Origin of the sequence: Pseudoalteromonas sp. MEBiC 03607, assembly GCF_004792295.1 — a bacterium.
Taxonomy (GTDB): Bacteria; Pseudomonadota; Gammaproteobacteria; order Enterobacterales; family Alteromonadaceae; genus Pseudoalteromonas; species Pseudoalteromonas lipolytica_C.
This window is the reverse complement of the sequence record NZ_SRRY01000001.1, coordinates 2,765,723-2,786,924: the sequence shown is the minus strand read 5'-3', so window position 1 is coordinate 2,786,924 and position 21,202 is coordinate 2,765,723. Positions and strand designations below refer to the sequence as shown.

Below are 21,202 nucleotides of genomic sequence, written 5' to 3'. Positions count from 1 at the left end.
GAAGATATAAAATGAAATTTAGTGAAAAGTGGTTAAGAGAGTGGGTTAACCCAGCAATCGACACACAGGCTCTTTCGGAACAGTTATCAATGGCTGGTCTTGAAGTTGACGGTGTTGAGCCTGCAGCGGCTGAGTTCACAGGCGTTGTAGTTGGTGAAGTGGTTGAGTGTGGTCAACACCCTGATGCTGATAAATTACGTGTAACAAAAGTAAACGTAGGTGGTGATGAGCTACTTGATATCGTTTGTGGTGCACCTAATTGTCGTCAAGGTTTAAAAGTAGCTGTTGCGACAGTTGGCGCTGTATTACCGGGTGACTTCAAAATCAAAAAAGCCAAGCTTCGTGGGCAACCATCTCACGGTATGCTGTGCGCATTCGTTGAGTTAGGTATCAGCGAAGAAGGTGATGGCATCATGGAACTACCAAGTGATGCACCAATCGGCACTGACTTACGCGAGTATTTAAGCCTAGACGACAACATTATTGATGTTGACCTAACACCAAACCGTGGTGATTGTTTAGGTATTAAAGGTCTAGCGCGTGAGGTAGGTGTACTGAACAGTATTGATGTTAACAATCTTGAGATTGCCCCTGTTGAGGCGACGATTGAAGATAAAGTATCAATTGAACTTGTTAATGATGATGCCTGTCCTCGTTATCTAGGTCGTGTAATTAAAGGTATTAACCTTGATGCAGAAACACCGCTTTGGATGGTAGAAAAACTTCGTCGCAGTGGTATTCGTTCAATTGATCCAGTAGTTGATGTTACAAACTACGTGTTATTAGAGCTTGGTCACCCAATGCACGCATTTGATTTAAATGCGATTGAAGGTGGTATTAAAGTTCGCAGCGCTAATGCTGGCGAAGAAATCGTTCTTCTTGATGGCAATACTGCGAAACTAAATGAATCTACACTTGTTATTGCTGATCACAATAAAGCACTTGCTATTGCGGGTATTTTTGGTGGTGAAAAGTCAGGTGTGACTGAGTCAACGTCAGATATTTTATTAGAAAGTGCCTTCTTTAACCCGGTAGCGATTGCTGGTCAAGCACGTAGCTACGGCTTGCACACGGATGCATCACACCGCTACGAGCGTGGTGTAGATTTTGCGCTACAAAAAGATGCGATGGAACGTGCTACAGCATTACTTCTAGAGATTGTTGGCGGTGAAGCAGGCCCTGTTGTTGAAGCAGTAGCAACTGATAAATTACCAAAAGTGACAGAAGTGCGTTTACGTCGTGAGCGTTTAGACCGTGTAATTGGTCATCATATTGATGATGCAAAAGTCACTGACATCCTAACGCGCTTGGGTCTAGATGTGAAAATTGTTGATGGTGTATGGAGCGCTGACGTACCTAGCTATCGTTTTGATATTCGTATCGAAGAAGACTTAATTGAAGAAGTTGCACGTGTTTACGGCTATAACAGCATTCCAAACGTTGCACCAACAGCTAAATTAAAAATGACTAACCATGACGAGTCACATGTTGCGGTAACTAAATTCCGCAATACGCTTGTAACACGTGGTTACCAAGAAGCAATTACCTACAGCTTCGTTGATCCAAAAGCACAAGCAATTTTACATCCACAAAGTGATGCGCTTGTATTACCACACCCAATTTCAGTTGAAATGTCAGCAATGCGTGTGAGCTTAATGCCGGGTCTATTAGCATCGTTAGTGTATAACCAAAACCGTCAACAACCACGTGTACGTTTATTTGAGCATGGCTTAAAATTCTTACGTGACGAGAATGCTGAAAACGGCGTAAACCAAGTTGCTGTGATTGGTGGTGTAATCTCTGGACTTGCACACGGCGAACATTGGGTTCAAGAAAAGCGTAGCGTTGATTTTTATGACTTAAAAGGCGATGTTGAAGCACTTTTAGCAATTAGCAACGATATTGCACGCTTTGAGATAAAAGCAGAGCAGTCTGATGGCTTACACCCAGGTCAATCAGCAGTTATTTATGTTGATGGTAAAAAAGTAGGGTTTTTTGGTGCTGTGCACCCACAAGTGCAAAAGTTACTAGATATCAATAACACAGCCTTTGTATTTGAAATCGAAATGTCAGCCCTTGAAAAAAGAAAATTACCAGAAGCGGTAACGGTCTCGAAATTCCCGTCAAACCGCCGTGATATCGCGATTTTAGTGAAAGATCACGTAAAATCTGGTGATATTTTAAATGTAATAGAAAAAGTTGGCGGAAATCAATTGGTTGACCTAAACTTATTCGATGTGTATAAGGGCAAAGGTATTGAGCCAAATTATAAGAGTTTGGCGATTGCTCTAACACTGCAAGCGGTTGATAGAACGCTCGAAGAGAAAGATATCAATCAAGTAGTTGATAATGTGGTGGCCGCATTGGCCGAACAATTTAACGCATCGTTGAGGGACTAGATATGGCGCTTACTAAAGCCGACATAGCTGAACACCTATTTGAAAAACTCGGGATCAATAAAAAAGATGCCAAAGATTTAGTTGAAGCGTTTTTTGAAGAAATCCGCTCAGCGCTAGAAAAAGGCGAGCAAGTAAAGCTCTCTGGATTTGGTAACTTTGATCTTCGAGATAAGAAAGAACGTCCAGGTCGCAATCCGAAAACAGGTGAAGACATCCCTATTTCGGCACGCCGAGTAGTGACTTTTAGACCAGGTCAAAAGCTAAAAACTCGTGTAGAAGTTGGCACAAGCAAAGCAAAATAAGAAAAGGCAGCGTTAGCTGCCTTTTTTATTTGTCTAAGCACTGCACTAGCGAATTTATTAAAACCCGCGTGGTGATACGAAGCTTCCCGCTTGGATGCTATCGTAGGTTTTTTGCGCTAAATCATCTAAGCTGTCCAGGCTTTTACCTGCGGCAGCGAGTTGATGCTCGATAGGTAAAATATCGACATCTTCATACCCAGATAATTGTGCTACACGTGCAAAGGTGTAGGCATGCTTATACTTTTCATGTTTGTAGAATAAGCTCACAAGTGTAGGGTAGATTTCAGGGTTGGGTGTTTCACCTGCTTTATTCAGTTCTAGCGTTTTGTAAAGCAAGTCTATGGTTTTTTCATCATCAAACTTAACGTAGTAGCTTGCTAAGAAAAACTGCATTTCTGCATCTTCAGTTACGCGCTTATCTTGTTTTTCTTCAAGGGCGAGAAGTTTCGTTAACGCTGATTGATCGTTATTACGTGACCAATGGTAATACAACAAACCTGGATGGTTTGTGTCTTTTGTATCTTGGAAGATACGTGTCATCTCTTTAATACTGGTTAAATGACCTTCAACACGAGACGTCGTTTTTTCTTTTAGTTTTATATGCTCAATTTTGGCAGCGAGCGATACACACTGATCGTATTTCTCGAAATCTTTTAATAACTGGTATTTGTTTTCGTCTGTTGGTGACTTATATTCAACATATCGCTGAATGATGACCTCGGCACGTTGCTCTTTACAGTGACTGTCTTTATTTAAATCACTGCAAAAGCCAGGAGTCTCTTCGCATACCTTTGCCAGTGTAAGCGGATCTTCACACCCCGTTAACGCCAATAAACCAAGCAACACGCTTGCTCTTAATAACATTCCTTAACCTCGACTTAATAATTACGACTTTATTCTAGCGCAATGAATTGTTCTGTAACAGTGGAGAATCATTTGAGTTTAAATTAGAATAGCCGTGCCTAAGATGTGTTGCTCTCAAATCACAACACATTTTCAAAGGCTATCCGTTCAAAATTGTTTAATTAGGTAAAAAAAATGACCTCATCTCACGAGTTAGAATACACAAGCAGCTGGCAAGAACGTCAAGATTACGCAGAAAGTATGCAACCAATCATTGGTAGACTTTACCGTAATCGTGGTATCGAAATCGCTGTATATGGCCGTCCTCTCGTTAATGCCAGTACAATCGATATCATCAAAGCGCACAAAACAGTTGCACAGTTTGAAGGTACAAAACTACGTTTACGTGAAAGCTTCCCTTTCTTAGAAGCAATTAGCAAAATGGATTTAAATTCTGCACGTATCGATATTGGTAAACTAGCGTATGGTTATTTGTTTAACGATGCTGCAAAAGGTCGTTCAGTTGAAGAGTACTTAACTGACGAACTTGCAGAAATCGCAAACTCAGAGCGTAAAGAACCACGTGATGTTGTGTTGTACGGTTTTGGTCGTATTGGTCGTTTATTAGCGCGTCTATTAATCGAAAAGTCAGGTCCTTATGCAGACCTACGTTTACGTGCAATCGTTGTGCGTGGCGGTAAAGACGGCGACCTAGAAAAGCGTGCAAGTTTACTTCGTCGTGACTCTATCCACGGTCCATTCAATGGCTCAATCACAATTGATAAAGAGCGTAATGCAATTAAAGCTAACGGTAGCTACATTCAAGTTATCTACGCTAACTCACCAAGCGAAGTTGATTACACAGCTTACGGCATCGAGAATGCACTTGTTGTTGATAACACAGGTATCTGGAAAGACGAAGCAGGCCTTGGTCAGCACTTAGAAGCAAAAGGCGCAGCAAAAGTATTATTAACTGCACCAGCTAAAGGCAACATCAAGAACATCGTTTACGGTGTAAACAACCAAGATATCAAACCTGAAGATAAAATTGTCTGTGCAGCAAGCTGTACAACCAATGCTATTACCCCAACGTTAAAAGCGCTTAACGATAAGTTCGGTATCAAGAATGGTCACGTTGAAACTGTTCACTCGTACACCAATGACCAAAACTTAATTGATAACTACCACAAAGCTGAGCGCCGTGGTCGTGCTGCTGCACTGAACATGGTTATCACGTCTACGGGGGCTGCAAAAGCGGTTTCTAAAGCTTTACCTGAGCTTGAAGGTAAACTTACAGGTAACGCTATCCGTGTTCCTACACCAAACGTATCAATGGCAATCTTGAACTTAAACCTTGAAAAAGGCACTACAGTCGAAGAGCTAAATGCGTTCTTACGTGAAACAGCACTTTACTCAGACCTTCGTGACCAAATCGATTACACAGCGTCTACAGAAATCGTATCTACTGACTTAGTGGGTAGCCGTTACGCTGGTGTTGTTGACTCACAAGCGACTATCGTAGATGACAACCGTGTTGTTCTTTATGTTTGGTACGATAATGAGTTTGGTTATAGCTGTCAGGTAGTACGTTGTATGCGTGATATGGCTGAAGTAACTTTCCCAAGTTTACCTCGCTAATACCTAAGCTATAAAGAATCTAGAAGCCAGCATTATGCTGGCTTTTTTAGTCGTGAAAGTTTTTGCAAATTTTCAGCATGTGGTAGGCTGTTAAGGGTCTACACCATATTACTAACGAAACGTTCTAACGATAGGGCGTTGACTTAATTCTTAACTTACAAACGAATAGCTAAGAATTATTTTTAACCAATAGGTTTATAGAATGAAAATCACCAGCAATTTTGATAGTGGTAATATCAAGGTTATTGAAGCCGTTGATCCACTGAATATTCAATTAGAAATTAATAAAGACAATCAGTCTGATTTTTTCCAGTGGTTTCACTTTCGTCTTGAAACAACCGCGTTTCAAAACCATAAATTACACATTAATAACCTAGAAAACTCAGCGTATCCTGATGGCTGGGATGGTTATCATGCGGTTGCATCATACGATCGTCAAACTTGGTTCCGTGTTCCATCTGAATATGCAAACGGTACATTATCATTTGAAGTTGAGCCTGAGTGCAGCAGCATGTATTTTGCTTATTTCGCACCATATAGCTATGACCGTCACCTTGATTTATTAGCATGGGCACAAAGCCAGCATGCGTGTGAACTAGAAACTTTAGGTGAAACACTTGATGGTCGTGACATGAGTGTATTACGTGTCGGTATTCCTAGCAGTGAAAAGAAAAAAATCTGGATCACGGCACGTCAGCACCCAGGTGAAACAATGGCTGAGTGGTATGTTGAAGGTTTACTTCATAAATTACTTGATGACGAAGACCCACATGCAGCGGCACTATTATCTAAAGCAGTATTCTATATTGTGCCAAACATGAACCCTGATGGCAGTGTGCGTGGTCACTTACGTACTAACGCTAAAGGCGTTAACTTGAACCGTGAGTGGCAAACACCAAGCATGGAAAATAGCCCTGAAGTATTTTTAGTGCTTAATAAAATGCGTGAAACGGGCCTTGATATGCACTTAGATATTCATGGCGACGAAGCGATTCCTTATAACTTTGTTGCGGGTAGCGAAGGTATTCCGGGTTACGATGATCGTTTAAAAGAGTTAGAAGATAGCTTTAAAGCTGCGCTTTTAACTGTAACGCCTGAGTTCCAAGACGAACACGGTTATCCAAAAGATGAGCCAGGTCAGGCTAATCTAACGGTAGGTTCTTCAGCTGTAGCGCATGAGTTTAATGCATTAGCGTATACGGTAGAGATGCCATTTAAAGATAACGATGATTTACCAGACCCTGATTACGGCTGGTCTGACCGTCGTTCATATCAGTTTGGTCAAGATACGTTAGCGGCTATTGTTAACGTTGTTGATAAATTAAGATAACAACATTAAGCAAATTTTGCGGGTATCAATCAGATTGATGCCCGTTTTTTTTGGTTGACTAATACAAAGCACATTTGTCATATTGAAAATTAACTGTTAACAAAGTTAGGTTGTTTAAGTTAATATTCAGTACATCTAGCTGAGAGAAGATTATTTTTGATTAATTCTCAGATCATTATGTCGCGCATTCTCATTCGCTAACGCAGAGCATCGTAACTATCAATAAAAAATATAATTATAGAGGATATCCATGGAAGCTTTTGTAAGCGCCGTCAATGACGTAATTTGGAGTAGTGCACTCATTTACTTATGTCTAGGTGCAGGCCTGTTTTATTCCGTTTTAACCCGTTTCGCGCAAGTTCGACATTTCAAAGAAATGTGTAAGTTATTGCTAAGTTCTAATAACTCAGATACAGGAATTTCATCATTCCAAGCTCTGGCTGTTTCATTATCGGGCCGTGTTGGTGTTGGTAATATTGCCGGGGTTGCTGCTGCGATCGGCTTTGGTGGTCCAGGTGCGATTTTTTGGATGTGGATTGTCGCATTTTTAGGCGCAAGTACTGCATATGCAGAATCAACGCTAGGTCAAATTTATAAGTCAGAAGAAGATGGTCAGTATCGAGGTGGCCCTGCTTATTACTTCGACAGATGTTTACAACAAAAGTGGCTTGCAGTGTTATTTGCTCTATCCGCTATTATTGCTTGTGGTGTTTTCTTACCTGGCGTACAAGCAAACGCAGTGGGTAATGCATTCACACAAGTCTTCGGTGAAGGCACATTGGTTAGCACCAGCTTTGGTGAAGTAGGTAGCTTTAAGCTAGTTGCCCTTGCAATCATTTTGATTGTACTTGCGTTTATCATCTTCGGTGGCATTAAACGTATCGCAAACTTCACACAAATTGTGGTGCCATTTATGGCGCTAGGTTACATCGTGTTAGCTTTAATCGTGGTGTTCTTAAACTTAGATAAAGTGCCAGGCATTTTCTCAATGATCTTATCTGATGCATTCACTGCGCAAGCAGGTTTTGGTGCTGCGATTGGTTGGGGTGTTAAACGTGGTATCTATTCAAACGAAGCAGGCCAAGGTACGGGTCCGCATGCAGCATCTGCAGCTGAAGTAGACCACCCAGCTCAACAAGGCTTAGTGCAAGCATTCTCTGTTTATGTTGATACTATTTTCGTTTGTACAGCAACAGCGCTAATGATTCTAATCACTAAACAATACAATATTGTGGGTGAGTTACCTGCGGGTCAATTTATTGTACAAAATGTTGATGCTGCAACTGAAGTAGGCTCAGCAGCCTTTACTCAGATGGCACTGTTTAGTGTATTTGGCGGTTTTGGTGAAGCGTTTGTTGGTATTGCTTTATTCTTCTTTGCATTTACAACCATTCTTGCTTATTACTATATTGCTGAAACTAACGTTGCTTATTTAAACCGTTATTTTAAAGGTAATATTCCACTGGTTGTTGTGAAGTTCGTCATTATGTTTATGGTGGCTTACGGTATGGTAAATAGCTCAGGCTATATCTGGAATATCGGTGATATTGGTGTTGGCTTAATGGCGTGGATCAACATCGTAGGTATTTTAGCTATTTTCTTTGTTGCCAAACCTGCTCTTAATTGTCTACGAGATTATGAAGACCAAAAGAAAGCGGGTGGTGAAATCACCTTTGACCCAGTTAAATTAGGCATTAAAAATGCGACTTTCTGGGAAAAGCGTCTAGCTGAAAAGGCGAAACAGAAACAATAAATCAGCTTTTTGAGTATTTGTCGTGAATTTAGTTGTACAGGTTTTCGAATCTTCACAAATGAATGAAATTCAAATAAGACATCGACTCATAAAACAAGTACAATAAAGGGCGCCTAAAGGCGCCTTTTTTATGCGTAGTATGGAGAAAGATATGGCGATTATTAGTTGCCCGCAATGTGCAAAATCAATATCTGACAAACATAAACAATGCCCGCATTGTGAATGCCAAGTCACCGATCTAAGCAATGAGCAGTTGCAGCAAATGCAAAAAGAAACGCGTATTCGTAGACAGCAAAAGTTTATGAATCAGTCTTTCCTCGCACTGATATTATTTTTAGGTGGCTTTTTCTGTTATTACTTTATGCATCCAGAAACAGAGTCTATTGAGTGGTATGCCTATTCGACAGCAATGGCAGTAGGTTTTGTATGGTATATAGTGTGCCGTATCTATTTAGTTGTTTTAAAAAAGAAAAAGTAGCATGAATATTGATCATATTGTTAAAAATATCACCCCGGAAGTATTTGAACGTCTTCAGTATGGTGCGTCTACAGGTAAATGGCCTGATGGCACTCCATTATCAGAAGAGCAAAAACAACAAACAGTTCAACTCGTGATGCTTTACCAAGCTAAAGTTTCGCAAACCAATGAGCAGTTTACCATTGGCGCAAATGGTGAAATGGTGCAAAAGAGTAAAGCTCAATTGCAAAAAGAATTCGCATCAGAAAATGAAATAGCTAGGTTTAGTGAAAATGATCTTTAAACACCTGTTTACTCCAAAATGGAAACACCCTAAAAGTCAGGTTCGTTTAGCAGCAGTTGAACGCCTTGATACAGAACGTGATCTTAGCATCTTAAATAGTATTGCCCTTGAAGATAGCTCCGCTGAGATCCGTAAAAAAGCCTTGAATAAAGTGAACGATCTTGTTTTATGGTGGCAAGTATACAAGCAAGACCAAGCACTTAAAGAAATTGCAGAGCAGCACATTAATCAAGCGGTTTTGAATACTGATAGCAAACTTGACGCGAGTATTAAAAACGAGTTTATTGAGCGTTATGCGCCAGTGAAAACCCTTGAAAAGCTAGCATTTGCAGAAAAAGAAATTCAAGTTCGTGTTAAATTATTAAAGCGTTTAGCAAACCCAAGCCTAATTGATAAAGCCTTTAAAGAAGGCCGCGAAGAGCTACAATTGCAACTTGTTGAGCTTGTCATTAACCACCAACTTGCCAAGCCACTACTAAAACATGCAAAAGGTGAAGCGCATACACAACTTGCGGCTCATCTTGAGAATGAACGTTTAGCAGTAGAAATGCCTGCAAAAGTCGAAGCTGATACTCGCGTTATATTGGCGAAATTGAATGCGCTTCGTGATAAAAATGATTTTCAGCTAGTATCGCTGCAACATGCTGAGCTATTACAACAGTGGCAAGCAATCGAGTTAAAATGGCTCAGTGATGAGCAAGTAAGTGTACTTGATAAAAAATACTCTACGATTACCCAAAAGCTTGAAGCTCACATTGCAACACTAAGCAAAGAGCATGAAGCAATGCAGCAAGCATTAGCTGAGCAACAGCGTCAGGTACTAGCCCTTGCAACCCTTGAAGCTATTGGCGAAGAAATTGAAAACGCATTGCAATTAGGTTTAGAAACGCCAGAGCAAATTCAGCAAGATTGGCTTGAGGCTAAAGTGGCAGAAGCAAAAGATACCTTGGCTGAAGCAAACTTAGTTGATAATCAAAATGTCCGTGATGTTAAACAGCACTTGTCAAATCTATTTAAGCAAGTTGAGCAATTACCACAACTTGTTACCGCGATTGCAGAGTTTAAAGCTGCGTTTGATGCTTTAAAAGCGATTACCACGACTGAAGACGAAAATGAGTTTGATGGCTTAAAGCAGCAGTTTGAACAACAGCAAAAAGTGGCTCGCAAAAAACTAGCAAGTATTCCGAGTCGTTTACAAGGTCGCTTTAAAGCAAATTTAGCTGAAGCAGTAAACAGCTGGCAGCAAGCAATGGCACCGCTGACAAATAAGTTTGAAAAGAATCAACAAACAGCAAAACGCAAAGCCCGTGATGTGAAGCGTTTGATTGAACAAGGCCGTTTCAATGTGGCGTTTGGAGTGTTTAAAGGCTTTGAAGAGTTATACGACACACTTACAGATTACTATAAACAGCCTTTAAATAGTCTAAAAGCTGATTTAGAAGCCCAATTAGCAGAAGCAAAAGATTGGCAAAAATATGCATCAGCGCCAAAGCGTGATGCATTACTTGCTGAAGTCAATGAACTTGCTGCAATCGAGTGTACAGACCCTAAACAACGTGCTGAACAAGTTAAACAGTTACGTCGTCGTTGGAATGAATTAGGTCGTTTAGATACGGATGCAGAGAAACAACAAGGTGAGTTATTCGATCAACAGATTGAACTATTGTTTGCCCCATGTCGCGAGTATTTTGCAGAGCAAGAGCAGCAACGTGAGCAAGCTAAAGCACAGCGTGTTGATATTATTTCTCAAATGCAGCAACTCAATGAACTTGATACTGAATCTGGTGAATTTGATTGGAAACAGTTTGAAAGTAAGTTTAACCGTGTTGTTAAAGCATGGCGTTCTGCGGGTAATGTTGACCCTAAAACATACCGTGAACTACAAGCGCAATTCAAAGCTGCGCAATCACAAGTACAAGGCCAATTAGTTGCGTTTCATAAAGCAAATGCTGAGCAAAAAGCCGCACTTGTAGAACAAGCAACACTGTTATCTCAAAGTGATGACTTGGCTGCTGCGTGTCAAGAGCTCAAAGCATTGCAACAAACTTGGCAAACAATTGGCTTTGCGGGAATGAAAGCTGAAAACACCTTATGGCAACAATTCAGACGTGTTAACGACGACACATTTGCCAAGCGTAGTGCTGAGTTTGAACAGCAAAAACAAGTACAACAGCAAAATGATGAAGTTGTAGCTGAGCAGTTAACTGAACTTGAAACTGCCCTTGAGAGTGTAGTGCATCTTGCACAGCTTAAAGATTTAACGGTGAAATTGGCAGGACTTGAGTACTCAAAAGCGTTGTCTGCTCGAGTGGCTCAGTTAGAGTCAGCAATTAGCGAAAAAACGAAGGTTATTAGTAAGCAAGCAGAGCAGTCTAAGTTAACGGCTTTGTTTGCAGCTCTTGAGAGCAGCAGTGAGCTTCCGTCGCAATTCCAAGCTTCATTAACGACTAGCTTAACTGCTGAGCAGCTCTTAACACGTATCGAGATTCTTGCAGGTGTTGAGTCTGCTGATAGTCAGTTACGTATGACAGAACAAGTTGCGATGTTAGATGATAAACACCGTGGTGAAAAAGCCGATGTTTATTATTACTTAAAGCAATTACTTGCAGTCAGTGAGGGTTCAGTTTCTGCTGACACACTAGCAAGGCTTAAAGCAATATTTGCAATTTAACGAATAAAACCGCTTTTTATAGCGGTTTTTTTCCGTGTTTTTTGAGGGAAACAATGAGAATTTTATTATTACTTACCTGCTTATTTTTAGGTGCATGTAAAAGTACAAATCAAGGTATGTCTGTGTACTCGTTTACCAATTCAGAAATTGAAGCAGCCCTTGCTGATCAATTACCAAAATTGAGTGAGCAAATTAAATTAATGGGCTTACCTGTTGATTTTGCGGTAAATGACCTAAGTGTAAATGTAGGCCCAGATAAGCGTGATGTGGTAGTGTTAGGAGCCGATTCAAGCGCTGTTATTAAAGCCTTTGCGCTTAAATATCCAGTACGCTTGAAGCTGCAAATTGAAGGTAGCCCATTTTATGACAGTGAGAAAAAAGCGGTCTTTTTACGTAATGTAAAACTGGTTGATACAACAATCGATACAGCAGGTTTTAAAGGAAGCTTAAACTTATTAGATGATCAGGCAATGCAAGTGATCAACGGATTTTTAGCCGTTAACCCAGTCTATAAGTTAAATATGAACGATCCTAAGTTAGCATTACTGAGCAAATTGCCATTAGATATGAAAGTATCTCAGGGCGAAATTATCTTAGTGCCTACCTTATAAGAGTATTAAAATATCTAAAGCGGCATTAAGCCGCTTTTTTTGTAATTGCTTGTTAAGCAAGTTTAACCTTGTCATAATTACTCGTGATATTTCGCGAGTTGAGTGACTGCTATGATCAAGGAATTTTTAAACGACCCCACATTATTGCTCAATGCAGTTGGCGAAGGGATTTATGGTTTTGACTTATCGGGCAATGCGGTTTTTGTAAATCCTGCTGCTGAGCGCATGACCGGCTGGAGAGCAGACGAACTCCTTGGTAAAAAAATACACCAATATCATCACCATACTCGTAAAGATGGCTCACCATATCCCGCAGATGAATGTCAGATATATTGCACTATGTTCGATGGTAAACATCGCCACGTAAACGATGAAGTATTCTGGCGTAAAGATGGTAGCTATTTTGCTGTTGAGTATACTTCTACACCCGTTTATAAAAATGGGGCCTTAATTGGTGCAGTCGCGATTTTTCGCGATGTATCAAAACAGCAGCAAACAGAAGTCGCATTGCGTGATGCCTTAGCGCAAGTCCAGCACTTATCAGAACAGCTACAAGCTGAGAATGCTTATCTTATTTCAGAGTTAAACGAAGATTGGCAAGATTCAGGTTTAGTGGGGCAAAGTCATTCTTTTCAAACGATGTTAGAACAAATTACTTTAGTTAGCCAAACTAACAGCACTGTTCTAATTTTAGGTGAAAACGGCACAGGCAAAGAGCTGGTGGCACGAAACTTACATCGTTTGAGTAGCCGAGCTAAGCAACCATTTATTAGGGTTAATTGTGCTGCTTTTTCTGCAAACTTAATTGAGTCTGAGTTATTTGGCCATGAGAAAGGGGCGTTTACAGGGGCCAATGAGCGCAGAAAAGGGCGTTTTGAACTGGCCGACAAAGGCACATTATTTTTAGATGAAGTGGCAGAATTGCCATTAGAAGCACAAAGTAAATTACTTCGCGTGCTGCAAGAACAAGAATTTGAGCGCGTGGGTGGCAGTCAAACCTTAAAAGTCGATATTCGAGTACTGGCTGCAACAAATCGTAATTTGTGGCAAATGGTCGAGCAGGGTAGCTTTAGAATGGACTTGTACTATCGCTTAAATGTCTTTCCTATTCGTGTGCCTGCGCTTCGTGAGCGAAAAGAAGATATCCCGCTCCTTGCTGCAAACATAATTACACAGCTTAACAAGCGCTTAGGTAAACAGTTAAAGGGGCTTAGCAAAGCTACACTCACTAAACTGGCTAATTATGATTGGCCAGGCAATATTCGTGAACTACAAAATATCCTAGAGCGTGAAGCTATTTTGTCTAAGCAAACTGTATTACAGCTCTCAGCGCCGTTGAATAACGAGCAAACGAATGAGCAAGTTGTTTCCCTTGATGCTGTACAAAAGCAGCATATTTGTGAGGTACTTAAGCGATGCAACGGACAAATATCAGGTGAAAATGGCGCTGCAACTTTGCTAGGTCTTCCTGAGAGTACCCTTAGATCAAAAATGAAAAAGTTAGGTATACAACGCAGTTTCGCGAAATAACGCGCGCTTTCGTGATATATCGCGATTATCGATGCGGTAGAATTAAATTAATCATTTAATATCAGTAATTTACATTTTAATTTGTGTTGGCCTGATAGTTGCTCTGTCAGGCTATTACCGACACAAAAGTAAGTAGCAAAATGAAATTTGATATTAAAGAACAAGACTTAATCATCAAGCCCTACAACCAAGAAGGGCCAATTTATATTCGAGAGCAAAAAGGGCATTTTCAACGTATCCGTCGTTACTTAGGCTGGGTGCTGATGCTGACGTTTATCGCCATACCGTGGATCCCATATGATGGTCGCCAAGCTGTATTACTCGATGTAGCGAGCCAAAAATTTACCCTGTTTGGATTAACGCTGTTACCACAAGATTTTATGATCTTAGCCATGCTATTTATGACTGGCGCGTTTGCTTTGTTCTTCGTCACTAATTGGTTAGGGCGTGTTTGGTGTGGTTACACTTGCCCACAAACAATTTGGATGCTGATGTTTACTTGGGTCGAGCATAAAGTCGAAGGTAACCGAAACCAGCGTATTAAAATTGATAAAGCTGATTGGTCAGTAAGTAAATGGCAAAAGAAAATCACTAAGCATGCAGCTTGGCTGGTGATCTCTTTGCTTACATCTATGTCATTTATGGCTTATTTCATCCCTGCTAAGTCTCTTTACATGAGTTTATTTACCTTAGAAATGTCTGGGATCGTCAGCTTTTGGGTATTCCTGTTTGCTTTTTGTACCTATGGTAATGCGGGCTTCCTACGCGAAAAAATGTGTACTGTCGCATGCCCTTATTCACGTTTTCAATCAGTGATGTTTGATAAAGACACGTTAGTGGTTACCTACGATCAAGCGCGAGGGGAGTCTCGTGGTGCGCGTAAACGTAAAGCCGATCCTAAAAAGTTAGGTTTAGGTGACTGTGTAGACTGTAACTTATGTGTTGAAGTATGTCCGGCCGGTATCGATATTCGTAATGGCTTGCAGTATGAATGCATAAACTGCGGCTTATGTATCGATGCGTGTGATAGCACTATGGAAAAATTCAATTATCAAAAAGGCCTGATCAAGTACGCCTCTGAAAAACAAATGGAAGGCAAAACGACCAACCCGTTTAGACTAAAACTGCTTGGCTATGGTGGTTTAACGGCGTTGTTTGTTGTTGGTATGGTTGTATGGATGGCAATGCGTACACCTATTGAAGCCTCTGTCATTCGTGATCGTAATGCCCTGTATCGTGTTAATTTTGAAGGCTTAGTAGAAAACCCATATACCTTATCAATTATCAACAAAACACAGCATAGTTTGAGCTATTCAATCGGTATCAGTGGTATTGAAGAAGCAAGCTTACAGGTGCCCGAAAATATTACAGTTGAGGCGGGTCAGATGAAGCGTGTGCCTGTTACTGTGGTTGCTGATGGCTATGAATTGAAATCAAAGGTAACGCCTATCAGTTTTCACATTCAAGCATTAGAAGATGCTGATATCGCAATTACCAAAGAAACTAAGTTTTACCGAGATTGACCCTGACCTAAAAGTGAAAATGGCTTGTAGTTAACAAGCCATCTTTGCAAATTCGAGCTGCTTTTGCACATAAGCTTTAGCGCTGTCTAAATCATCAAATAAACAGTCCATTATTTGAATCGGAGATTGCGCTTGCGCAATGATGCGTTTCATTTGGTTAAGCACAATGGATGAGCTAAACATATAAGCGGTTGCTACACAGTTTGTGCCTTGCAGGGCACGAAATAATTGGGTAAAACCACGTTCTGCATCAGGGGTGGTAGCAAGTAATTGGGTAGAATGACTAATATATGCCCACGGCTTTCCAGCTAAAGCAGTAATATGCTTTTTTAAATCGACTGCAAAGTCATTGACTAAACGTGCGTTAATATTACCAGAAAATTGTCCAATAATAATTGGACCATCAGTGATGATACTGACACTGCCATAGTGATTCTTAAATTCCAATTTGCTTCCCTTTTGAATTAAAAAGAGCGCGAATTTTATACAATTGTATGTATGTGTCTAGTTATTTAGTATGCAAAAAAGAAAAAACATATTTTTTTCTTTAATTTGATTTTGGTGGGTTTTTTTATTTGCGTAATTGCATTCAGAGCGAATAAATAAGTCGCTCTGAATTTAAAGTATAGCTAACTATTTGTTAACAATGTAGTTCAAAGCACCAGTAATTGAGGCTACTTGTGCATCAATACAGATTTTATCATTTGCTTGTGGGCTGTCAGGGTAAACCTCTGTTGTTGTGACATATTCTGCATCGGTTAAGCCCATACATAACCCGAGCTTTTTGGCTTGGTAATTAATAACACCAAATTGAGTTTGTGGTACACCAATCAACTGGTTATTCTCATCACTTGGTGCGATGTGGGTTACTTTCTCAACTGATTTTATAATCGCTGTTTGAAATGCATCATGCGGACGTTCGCTATCAGCAACAAGATAAAAGCCGTCTGGAATGTTCCAGTTATCGTGAGTCGTTGCATCACGTGCTGCCAGAGCAGGGCGAAATTCACTATTGTCAGTATCAGTTGTTTCATGAAGGTCAATATGCACATAGGGTGCAATAGCGTTGTCGGCTAAATATTGCATGATTGCGGCAGACTCTTCAGCTGGACTACCTGCATAGAATGAGCGATTTGGATCCGTGGCATTAGGGTTCCAGCGGTTAATTGTTTCATAACCCCAAGGGCTTATACACGGTGCCACTAAGATATTAAATTCTGCAAAATAGTCTTTGGCCTTGTCTTTAGCAAACGCTAGTGCACCATGCACACCGCTTGTTTCGTAACCATGTACACCACCTGTGACTAAAACAGTTGGTTTGTCTGCTTGCCATTGTTTGCTTTTTAAAATGTAAAGAGGATACTTATCGCTGTCATAGCTCAGTGCACCATACTGCTCAATTTCAAAGAGTGTAGACAGAGCATCAAGTTGTGAGACAACATCTTCACGGTAACTGCGTTTTACTGATTGTAATTCAAGCCACGCTTTTTTGTCGGCGTCGGTCCATGGCTTACCAGGCGTTCCGATTGGGTAACTCATAAAAATACCTTGTTGTGTTGAGGTGCAAAATGCCAAGCTTATCGAAGCTTGCCATTACCTGCAACTAGATAAGGTCAGTGCTTATATTGGCATGTTCGTATAGCTGGGCATGTTGCTTTTTATGAGTCTCGAAAAGGTATTGACGAAGAGCAATTTCGCCCTCGTGTACCGTAATAATTTTTGCTGCAATACCATTGCTGGTAACGCGAACAGGTTTAGCAGACAGAACAATACGCTCTTTTTTTGGCAGCTCAAATGCTAATAACAGCTCTTTTGAAAAGTCTGGCTTATTTTGTTTTGGTTTTAACAAAACTCCCGTACTTGATAGTGACAGAATAATGTAGTGGTCAGTTTGCAGATTTAGATGAGGTGCTCGCCAACTCCGCTCAATGCCTTTCGTATCTATAACCTCAGGAGCACTGAGTAGAGGAATAACCTGGCCATTTTCATCATTAACAAACTCCAGCGGGAACCATAATTGATAAACACCCACTTCAGCAAGTAAGGTCAATTTAGCGTTCTTTAATAATCCGTTGAGTTTATCGGGTAAGTTTAGTTTTACAGACATTTTGGTGTTTGTGACTTCATCACTGCCATCATCTGCATTTTCAAAGAGTTGGTTAAAAAATGAGAGTTCTTGTTCTGTTAAATGCGCCATCCTTAGCTCCTTTTACAATACGACTGGCCAATAATATCACAAATTGTATGAATTATGAGCATTTATTGTGCCAGATGTTTTTCGATTTTCTTTTACTACTTATTTGACATACACTGATGGGAAAAAGTTTACAAGGATTTTATTTTGTCGAGCCTGACTGGTGTTAATAAGAGTTTAGTTATATTTGCGGCTTTAGTGATTGTTTTAGCAGGTATAAAAGCTGCAAGTGTGATTGTCATTCCTTTTGTTTTGGCTGCCTTCATTGCCATTATATGTAATCCCCTTATACGTTTTTTTGCCGGGTATAAAATTCCCAAGGGCGTTGCAGTGGTGTTAGTAATGCTCATTATTGTTGGCGTTGGGATTAGCCTTGCCGGTTTAGTTGGGCAATCGATGACCGATTTCTCTGAAAAACTACCCGAGTATAAAACACAACTAAAAGAAGAGTTTGTTTGGGTGGTTAATGTTGCTGCAAGTTATAATATTTTGATTGATAAAGAGCAGATTATTTCTTTATTCGATCCGGGCAAAATGATCGATGTTGCAACAAATATGCTAACGGGATTAGGGGGAGTAATGGCCAACCTGTTCCTAATTATATTAACCGTGGTGTTTATGCTGTTTGAAGGGCCGATGCTGAATAAAAAAATTCATTTAGCACTCGATGACCCAGAAATGAAAATGCAACAAATTGATCGCTTTCTAGGGTCAATAAACTCTTACCTCGCAATAAAAACCATGGTTAGCTTGGCGACAGGTCTTTTAGCTGGGTTTATGCTTTGGGCACTGGACGTTGATTATTTTGTATTGTGGGGTGTTGTTGCTTTTATGCTTAACTACATTCCTAATATTGGCTCTATCATTGCAGCGGTACCTCCTGTATTACTTGCTTTGATAACGCAAGGGCCGCTAGTTGCAGGGATCATTGCAGGTGGCTATTTAGTGATTAATACAGTGATGGGTAATATCGTCGAGCCAAAGTTCATGGGCAAAGGCTTAGGTTTATCAACGCTGGTGGTTTTTTTATCGTTAATTTTTTGGGGCTGGTTGATGGGAACAGTAGGTATGTTGCTGTCAGTTCCACTGACCATGATAGTAAAAATTGCTTTAGAAACCAGCCAAGAAGGGCGGTGGCTTGCAACTTTACTTGGTAACGGTGAAGAGTTAACAATAGATCAATAGCAATTTGCTTGATTAAGCAAAATTTAAATAATAAGGCGCTAACGCGCCTTTTATTTAAGAGGTTGTTTTAGAATATTTAAGTGATTACCAAGGATATTTATTTCACAAAGCTTATAGGTAATGGCTGCTTTGGTTGCGTTTGGCATTTCATTTAAGTATCGCCAACGACAGCTGTCTTCTAGATAGCGCTCTTGATTCACTAAGCTTCTTTTAAAGATAGGCAGTAATTGACTATTTCCCGTGTCTTCTTTGATTTTTTCAATATCCATAGTGAGTTTATTTACCCACATTTTTTGATCGCGTTGCAAATCGCTAATCACTTGGTCAAGACATTGAATATAACGCTTAGTTTCTTCGGTATTGTTGCTTGTTAACTGGCAATCATGTGGTGCTTGTGAAGCCTGTGATGCCAGTGTTACAAGAGCAGCGCACAAAGTGAGTGTTATAGTGAATTGTTTATTTTTTATCATGATAATTAAACTCTAATATAAACTCAGCACCACCCAGTTTTTCTGCATCTCGGATAGTCAATGTGCCATTATATGAGTTTACTAAATCTGATACGATGGCCATACCAACACCATGCCCACTCTCATATGTATCGAGTCGGGTGCCGCGGGTTAGTAGCGATTCACGTTTTTGCTCTGGGACACCTGGTCCATCATCACAAATGCTGAGAGTTAATTGCTTATTTTGCTTAACCTTTATATCGACCTGCGAACGGCAAGCTTTACAAGCATTATCGATTAAATTACCAAGCAGTTCCATTAAATCTGTTTTATCACCTAAAAAATAATCTTTTTCACTGACCTCAGAAGTGAAAATAATATCTTTATCGCGATACACTTTACTCATTGCACTTAAAATTGACTCGATAACCGGCTTAATATGGGTTTGCTTTTTCCATGTATCAGAGGCACCCGTAGCGGCACGTTTTAATTGATGTTCGATCATCACATTAATACGATCCAATTGCTCTTGTGCATCAGCATCATTGGCCAATGGGCTTGACTTAAGCACTGCCAATGGCGTTTTTAATGCATGAGCAAGATCGCTTAATGATGCGCGGTAACGCTCTTTTTGGCGCTGCTGCGATTCAAGCAATAAGTTTAAATCGGCTTTAATAGTTTGCAACTCAACCGGGTAAAGACCTTTTATTTGCTGGTTATCGCCCGATTCAATGGCTTTAATTTCTTTATCGAGACGCTGCAGTGGTCTTGCACTCCACACAAAACCAATTGCCATTAGCGCAGCAATAGCCACTCCCATTACATACATCCAATTAACCAGTGTTTGTTTAAAGCCATCCATCAGCCTAAGTAGAGCATCATTACGTTTTAACAAGATAAAACGGGCATGCTCCGATTGGTCAATGTTTTCTAAAATAACGGTAAGTGTTAATTGCCAATAGACGGTATTGTTGTATTCAACACGGCGAAAGTCAGCAGAGCCTGCTGGAGCTTCAAAGTTATCAGGAATAAAGTTGATGTTGGTGGCTGATTCAGAATACCAAACAGGTAAGTCGCCGCGATAAATCATCGCATAAGTATCTGAGTTTAATCTATTTAGCTCTGGAGTTAAGATGGTACTTGGCATAACAATGCCGCGTTCAGTGAAATCGACTTCAGAGATTAATGAATATAAGTGAGCTTCAAGGGTTTTTTCGGTCGCTTCGACCAAAGAGGCGTAATAAGCCTTACCAATTGAGAAAAACAGAATTGGTAAGGCTACTAATAAAACAAAGACAAGGATAAATCCTTGCCTTACTTTAAGCGGTATTTGCGATGCTACCACTGACTTTTAAGCCTATAACCACGGCCGCGTAATGTTTCAACTGGGTTAAGGGTGCCATCAGGATCAAGCTTTTTACGTAAACGCAATACGAATACTTCGATTACGTTTGAATCAAGGTCGAAGTCTTGATCGTAAATGTGCTCTGTTAGCTCAGATTTAGAAATTACCTTTTGAGGGTTAACCATGAGGTATTCTAACACTTTGTATTCGTATGCAGTTAAGCTAAGTTCTTTATCGTTAACCCACACTTGCTGTGAGCGAGTATGAATTTTGATAGGACCAGCTGTCATTTCAGGGTTTGCTTTACCTGCACTTCTACGGATAAGGGCATTACAGCGGGCAATTAGCTCTTCAACATGAAACGGTTTTGTAAGGTAATCATCAGCACCTGCATCGAGGCCTTCTACTTTATCTTGCCAACGGTCACGCGCCGTTAAAATCAAAATAGGGATGGTAATGCCTTGAGCGCGAGCTTTGGTAATTAATTCGATACCATCTACTTTTGGAAGGCCTAAATCTACCACCGCCATATCAAGCGGGTACTCAGTAATGTGGAATAAACCAGCTTCACCATCGTGACAAAGGTCAACGCTATAACGCTCTTTTTCTAGAGCATTACGAAGGTTATCTGCTAAGTGTAAATCATCTTCAATAACTAAAATTCGCAT

Annotated in this window: 19 protein-coding genes; 12 read left to right on the top strand and 7 right to left on the bottom strand. The window is 40.3% G+C overall.

The window, feature by feature from the left end; translation table 11 throughout:
* Window positions 1-11: 11 nt before the first annotated feature.
* Together pheT and ihfA are read left to right on the top strand one after the other, a co-directional pair.
* The gene (gene pheT / locus E5N72_RS12795) at window positions 12-2,399 is read left to right on the top strand and encodes a phenylalanine--tRNA ligase subunit beta (protein WP_135925285.1); all 2,388 of its coding nucleotides are present in this window, start codon (window positions 12-14) and stop codon (window positions 2,397-2,399) included.
* A 2-nt stretch (window positions 2,400-2,401) separates the two neighbouring features.
* A complete protein-coding gene (gene ihfA / locus E5N72_RS12790) occupies window positions 2,402-2,701 on the top strand; it encodes an integration host factor subunit alpha (RefSeq protein ID WP_002960690.1) in 300 nt (99 codons plus the stop codon).
* A gap of 57 nt (window positions 2,702-2,758) precedes the next feature.
* Here the strand turns inward: ihfA and E5N72_RS12785 are convergent, their stop codons facing one another.
* On the bottom strand, window positions 2,759-3,565 hold the full coding sequence (locus tag E5N72_RS12785) for a DUF2989 domain-containing protein (protein ID WP_135925283.1): 807 nt from the start codon (window positions 3,563-3,565) through the stop codon (window positions 2,759-2,761).
* 174 nt (window positions 3,566-3,739) lie between these two features.
* Here E5N72_RS12785 and E5N72_RS12780 point away from each other — a divergent pair, with 174 nt between their 5' ends.
* The 9 genes from E5N72_RS12780 (at window position 3,740) to ccoG (ending at window position 15,361) form a co-directional block, all read left to right on the top strand.
* Window positions 3,740-5,182, top strand: a complete 1,443-nt coding sequence (locus E5N72_RS12780) for a glyceraldehyde-3-phosphate dehydrogenase (protein ID WP_135925281.1) — start codon at window positions 3,740-3,742, stop codon at window positions 5,180-5,182.
* Between the two features lie 202 nt (window positions 5,183-5,384).
* Entirely contained in the window at window positions 5,385-6,512 is a 1,128-nt protein-coding gene (locus tag E5N72_RS12775; RefSeq protein ID WP_135925279.1) for a M14-type cytosolic carboxypeptidase, read from the top strand.
* Window positions 6,513-6,762: 250 nt separating this feature from the next.
* Window positions 6,763-8,265, top strand: coding sequence for an alanine/glycine:cation symporter family protein (locus E5N72_RS12770; protein ID WP_135925277.1), 1,503 nt, complete (start codon window positions 6,763-6,765; stop codon window positions 8,263-8,265).
* A 151-nt stretch (window positions 8,266-8,416) separates the two neighbouring features.
* Window positions 8,417-8,743, top strand: a complete 327-nt coding sequence (locus E5N72_RS12765; protein ID WP_135926289.1) for a hypothetical protein — start codon at window positions 8,417-8,419, stop codon at window positions 8,741-8,743.
* A gap of 1 nt (window position 8,744) precedes the next feature.
* Entirely contained in the window at window positions 8,745-9,026 is a 282-nt protein-coding gene (locus E5N72_RS12760) for a DUF1315 family protein (RefSeq protein WP_135925273.1), read from the top strand.
* Window positions 9,016-11,697, top strand: coding sequence for a DUF349 domain-containing protein (locus E5N72_RS12755; RefSeq protein WP_135925270.1), 2,682 nt, complete (start codon window positions 9,016-9,018; stop codon window positions 11,695-11,697). The genes E5N72_RS12760 and E5N72_RS12755 overlap by 11 nt, the downstream gene beginning before the upstream one ends.
* A 53-nt stretch (window positions 11,698-11,750) precedes the next feature.
* Complete coding sequence (locus E5N72_RS12750; RefSeq protein WP_135925267.1) at window positions 11,751-12,308, top strand: DUF1439 domain-containing protein; 558 nt, start codon at window positions 11,751-11,753, stop codon at window positions 12,306-12,308.
* A gap of 111 nt (window positions 12,309-12,419) precedes the next feature.
* Complete coding sequence (locus E5N72_RS12745) at window positions 12,420-13,838, top strand: sigma 54-interacting transcriptional regulator (RefSeq protein WP_135925265.1); 1,419 nt, start codon at window positions 12,420-12,422, stop codon at window positions 13,836-13,838.
* A gap of 140 nt (window positions 13,839-13,978) precedes the next feature.
* A complete protein-coding gene (ccoG, locus tag E5N72_RS12740; RefSeq protein WP_135925263.1) occupies window positions 13,979-15,361 on the top strand; it encodes a cytochrome c oxidase accessory protein CcoG in 1,383 nt (460 codons plus the stop codon).
* Between the two features lie 30 nt (window positions 15,362-15,391).
* On the opposite strand, the gene E5N72_RS12735 is transcribed toward ccoG, so the two are convergent.
* The 3 genes from E5N72_RS12735 to E5N72_RS12725 form a co-directional block, all read right to left on the bottom strand.
* On the bottom strand, window positions 15,392-15,808 hold the full coding sequence (locus tag E5N72_RS12735; RefSeq protein ID WP_135925261.1) for a hypothetical protein: 417 nt from the start codon (window positions 15,806-15,808) through the stop codon (window positions 15,392-15,394).
* 186 nt (window positions 15,809-15,994) lie between these two features.
* Complete coding sequence (locus E5N72_RS12730) at window positions 15,995-16,900, bottom strand: M14 family metallocarboxypeptidase (RefSeq protein WP_135925259.1); 906 nt, start codon at window positions 16,898-16,900, stop codon at window positions 15,995-15,997.
* Between the two features lie 64 nt (window positions 16,901-16,964).
* Window positions 16,965-17,558 carry a hypothetical protein gene (locus E5N72_RS12725; protein ID WP_135925257.1) on the bottom strand — a complete coding sequence of 198 codons (594 nt, stop codon included), beginning with the start codon at window positions 17,556-17,558 and terminating at the stop codon, window positions 16,965-16,967.
* A gap of 144 nt (window positions 17,559-17,702) precedes the next feature.
* Between E5N72_RS12725 and E5N72_RS12720 the strand changes: the two genes are divergently transcribed.
* Window positions 17,703-18,740, top strand: coding sequence for an AI-2E family transporter (locus E5N72_RS12720; protein WP_135925254.1), 1,038 nt, complete (start codon window positions 17,703-17,705; stop codon window positions 18,738-18,740).
* Between the two features lie 50 nt (window positions 18,741-18,790).
* Here E5N72_RS12720 and E5N72_RS12715 read toward each other — a convergent pair whose 3' ends face one another.
* From E5N72_RS12715 to E5N72_RS12705, 3 genes are read right to left on the bottom strand one after another with little or no spacing between them, the layout of a single operon-like run.
* Window positions 18,791-19,210: a hypothetical protein gene (locus tag E5N72_RS12715; protein WP_135925252.1), complete on the bottom strand. Its 420-nt coding sequence runs from the start codon at window positions 19,208-19,210 to the stop codon at window positions 18,791-18,793.
* Entirely contained in the window at window positions 19,197-20,534 is a 1,338-nt protein-coding gene (locus tag E5N72_RS12710) for an ATP-binding protein (protein ID WP_135925250.1), read from the bottom strand. The genes E5N72_RS12715 and E5N72_RS12710 overlap by 14 nt, the downstream gene beginning before the upstream one ends.
* A complete protein-coding gene (locus E5N72_RS12705) occupies window positions 20,528-21,202 on the bottom strand; it encodes a response regulator transcription factor (RefSeq protein ID WP_054552907.1) in 675 nt (224 codons plus the stop codon). The genes E5N72_RS12710 and E5N72_RS12705 overlap by 7 nt, the downstream gene beginning before the upstream one ends.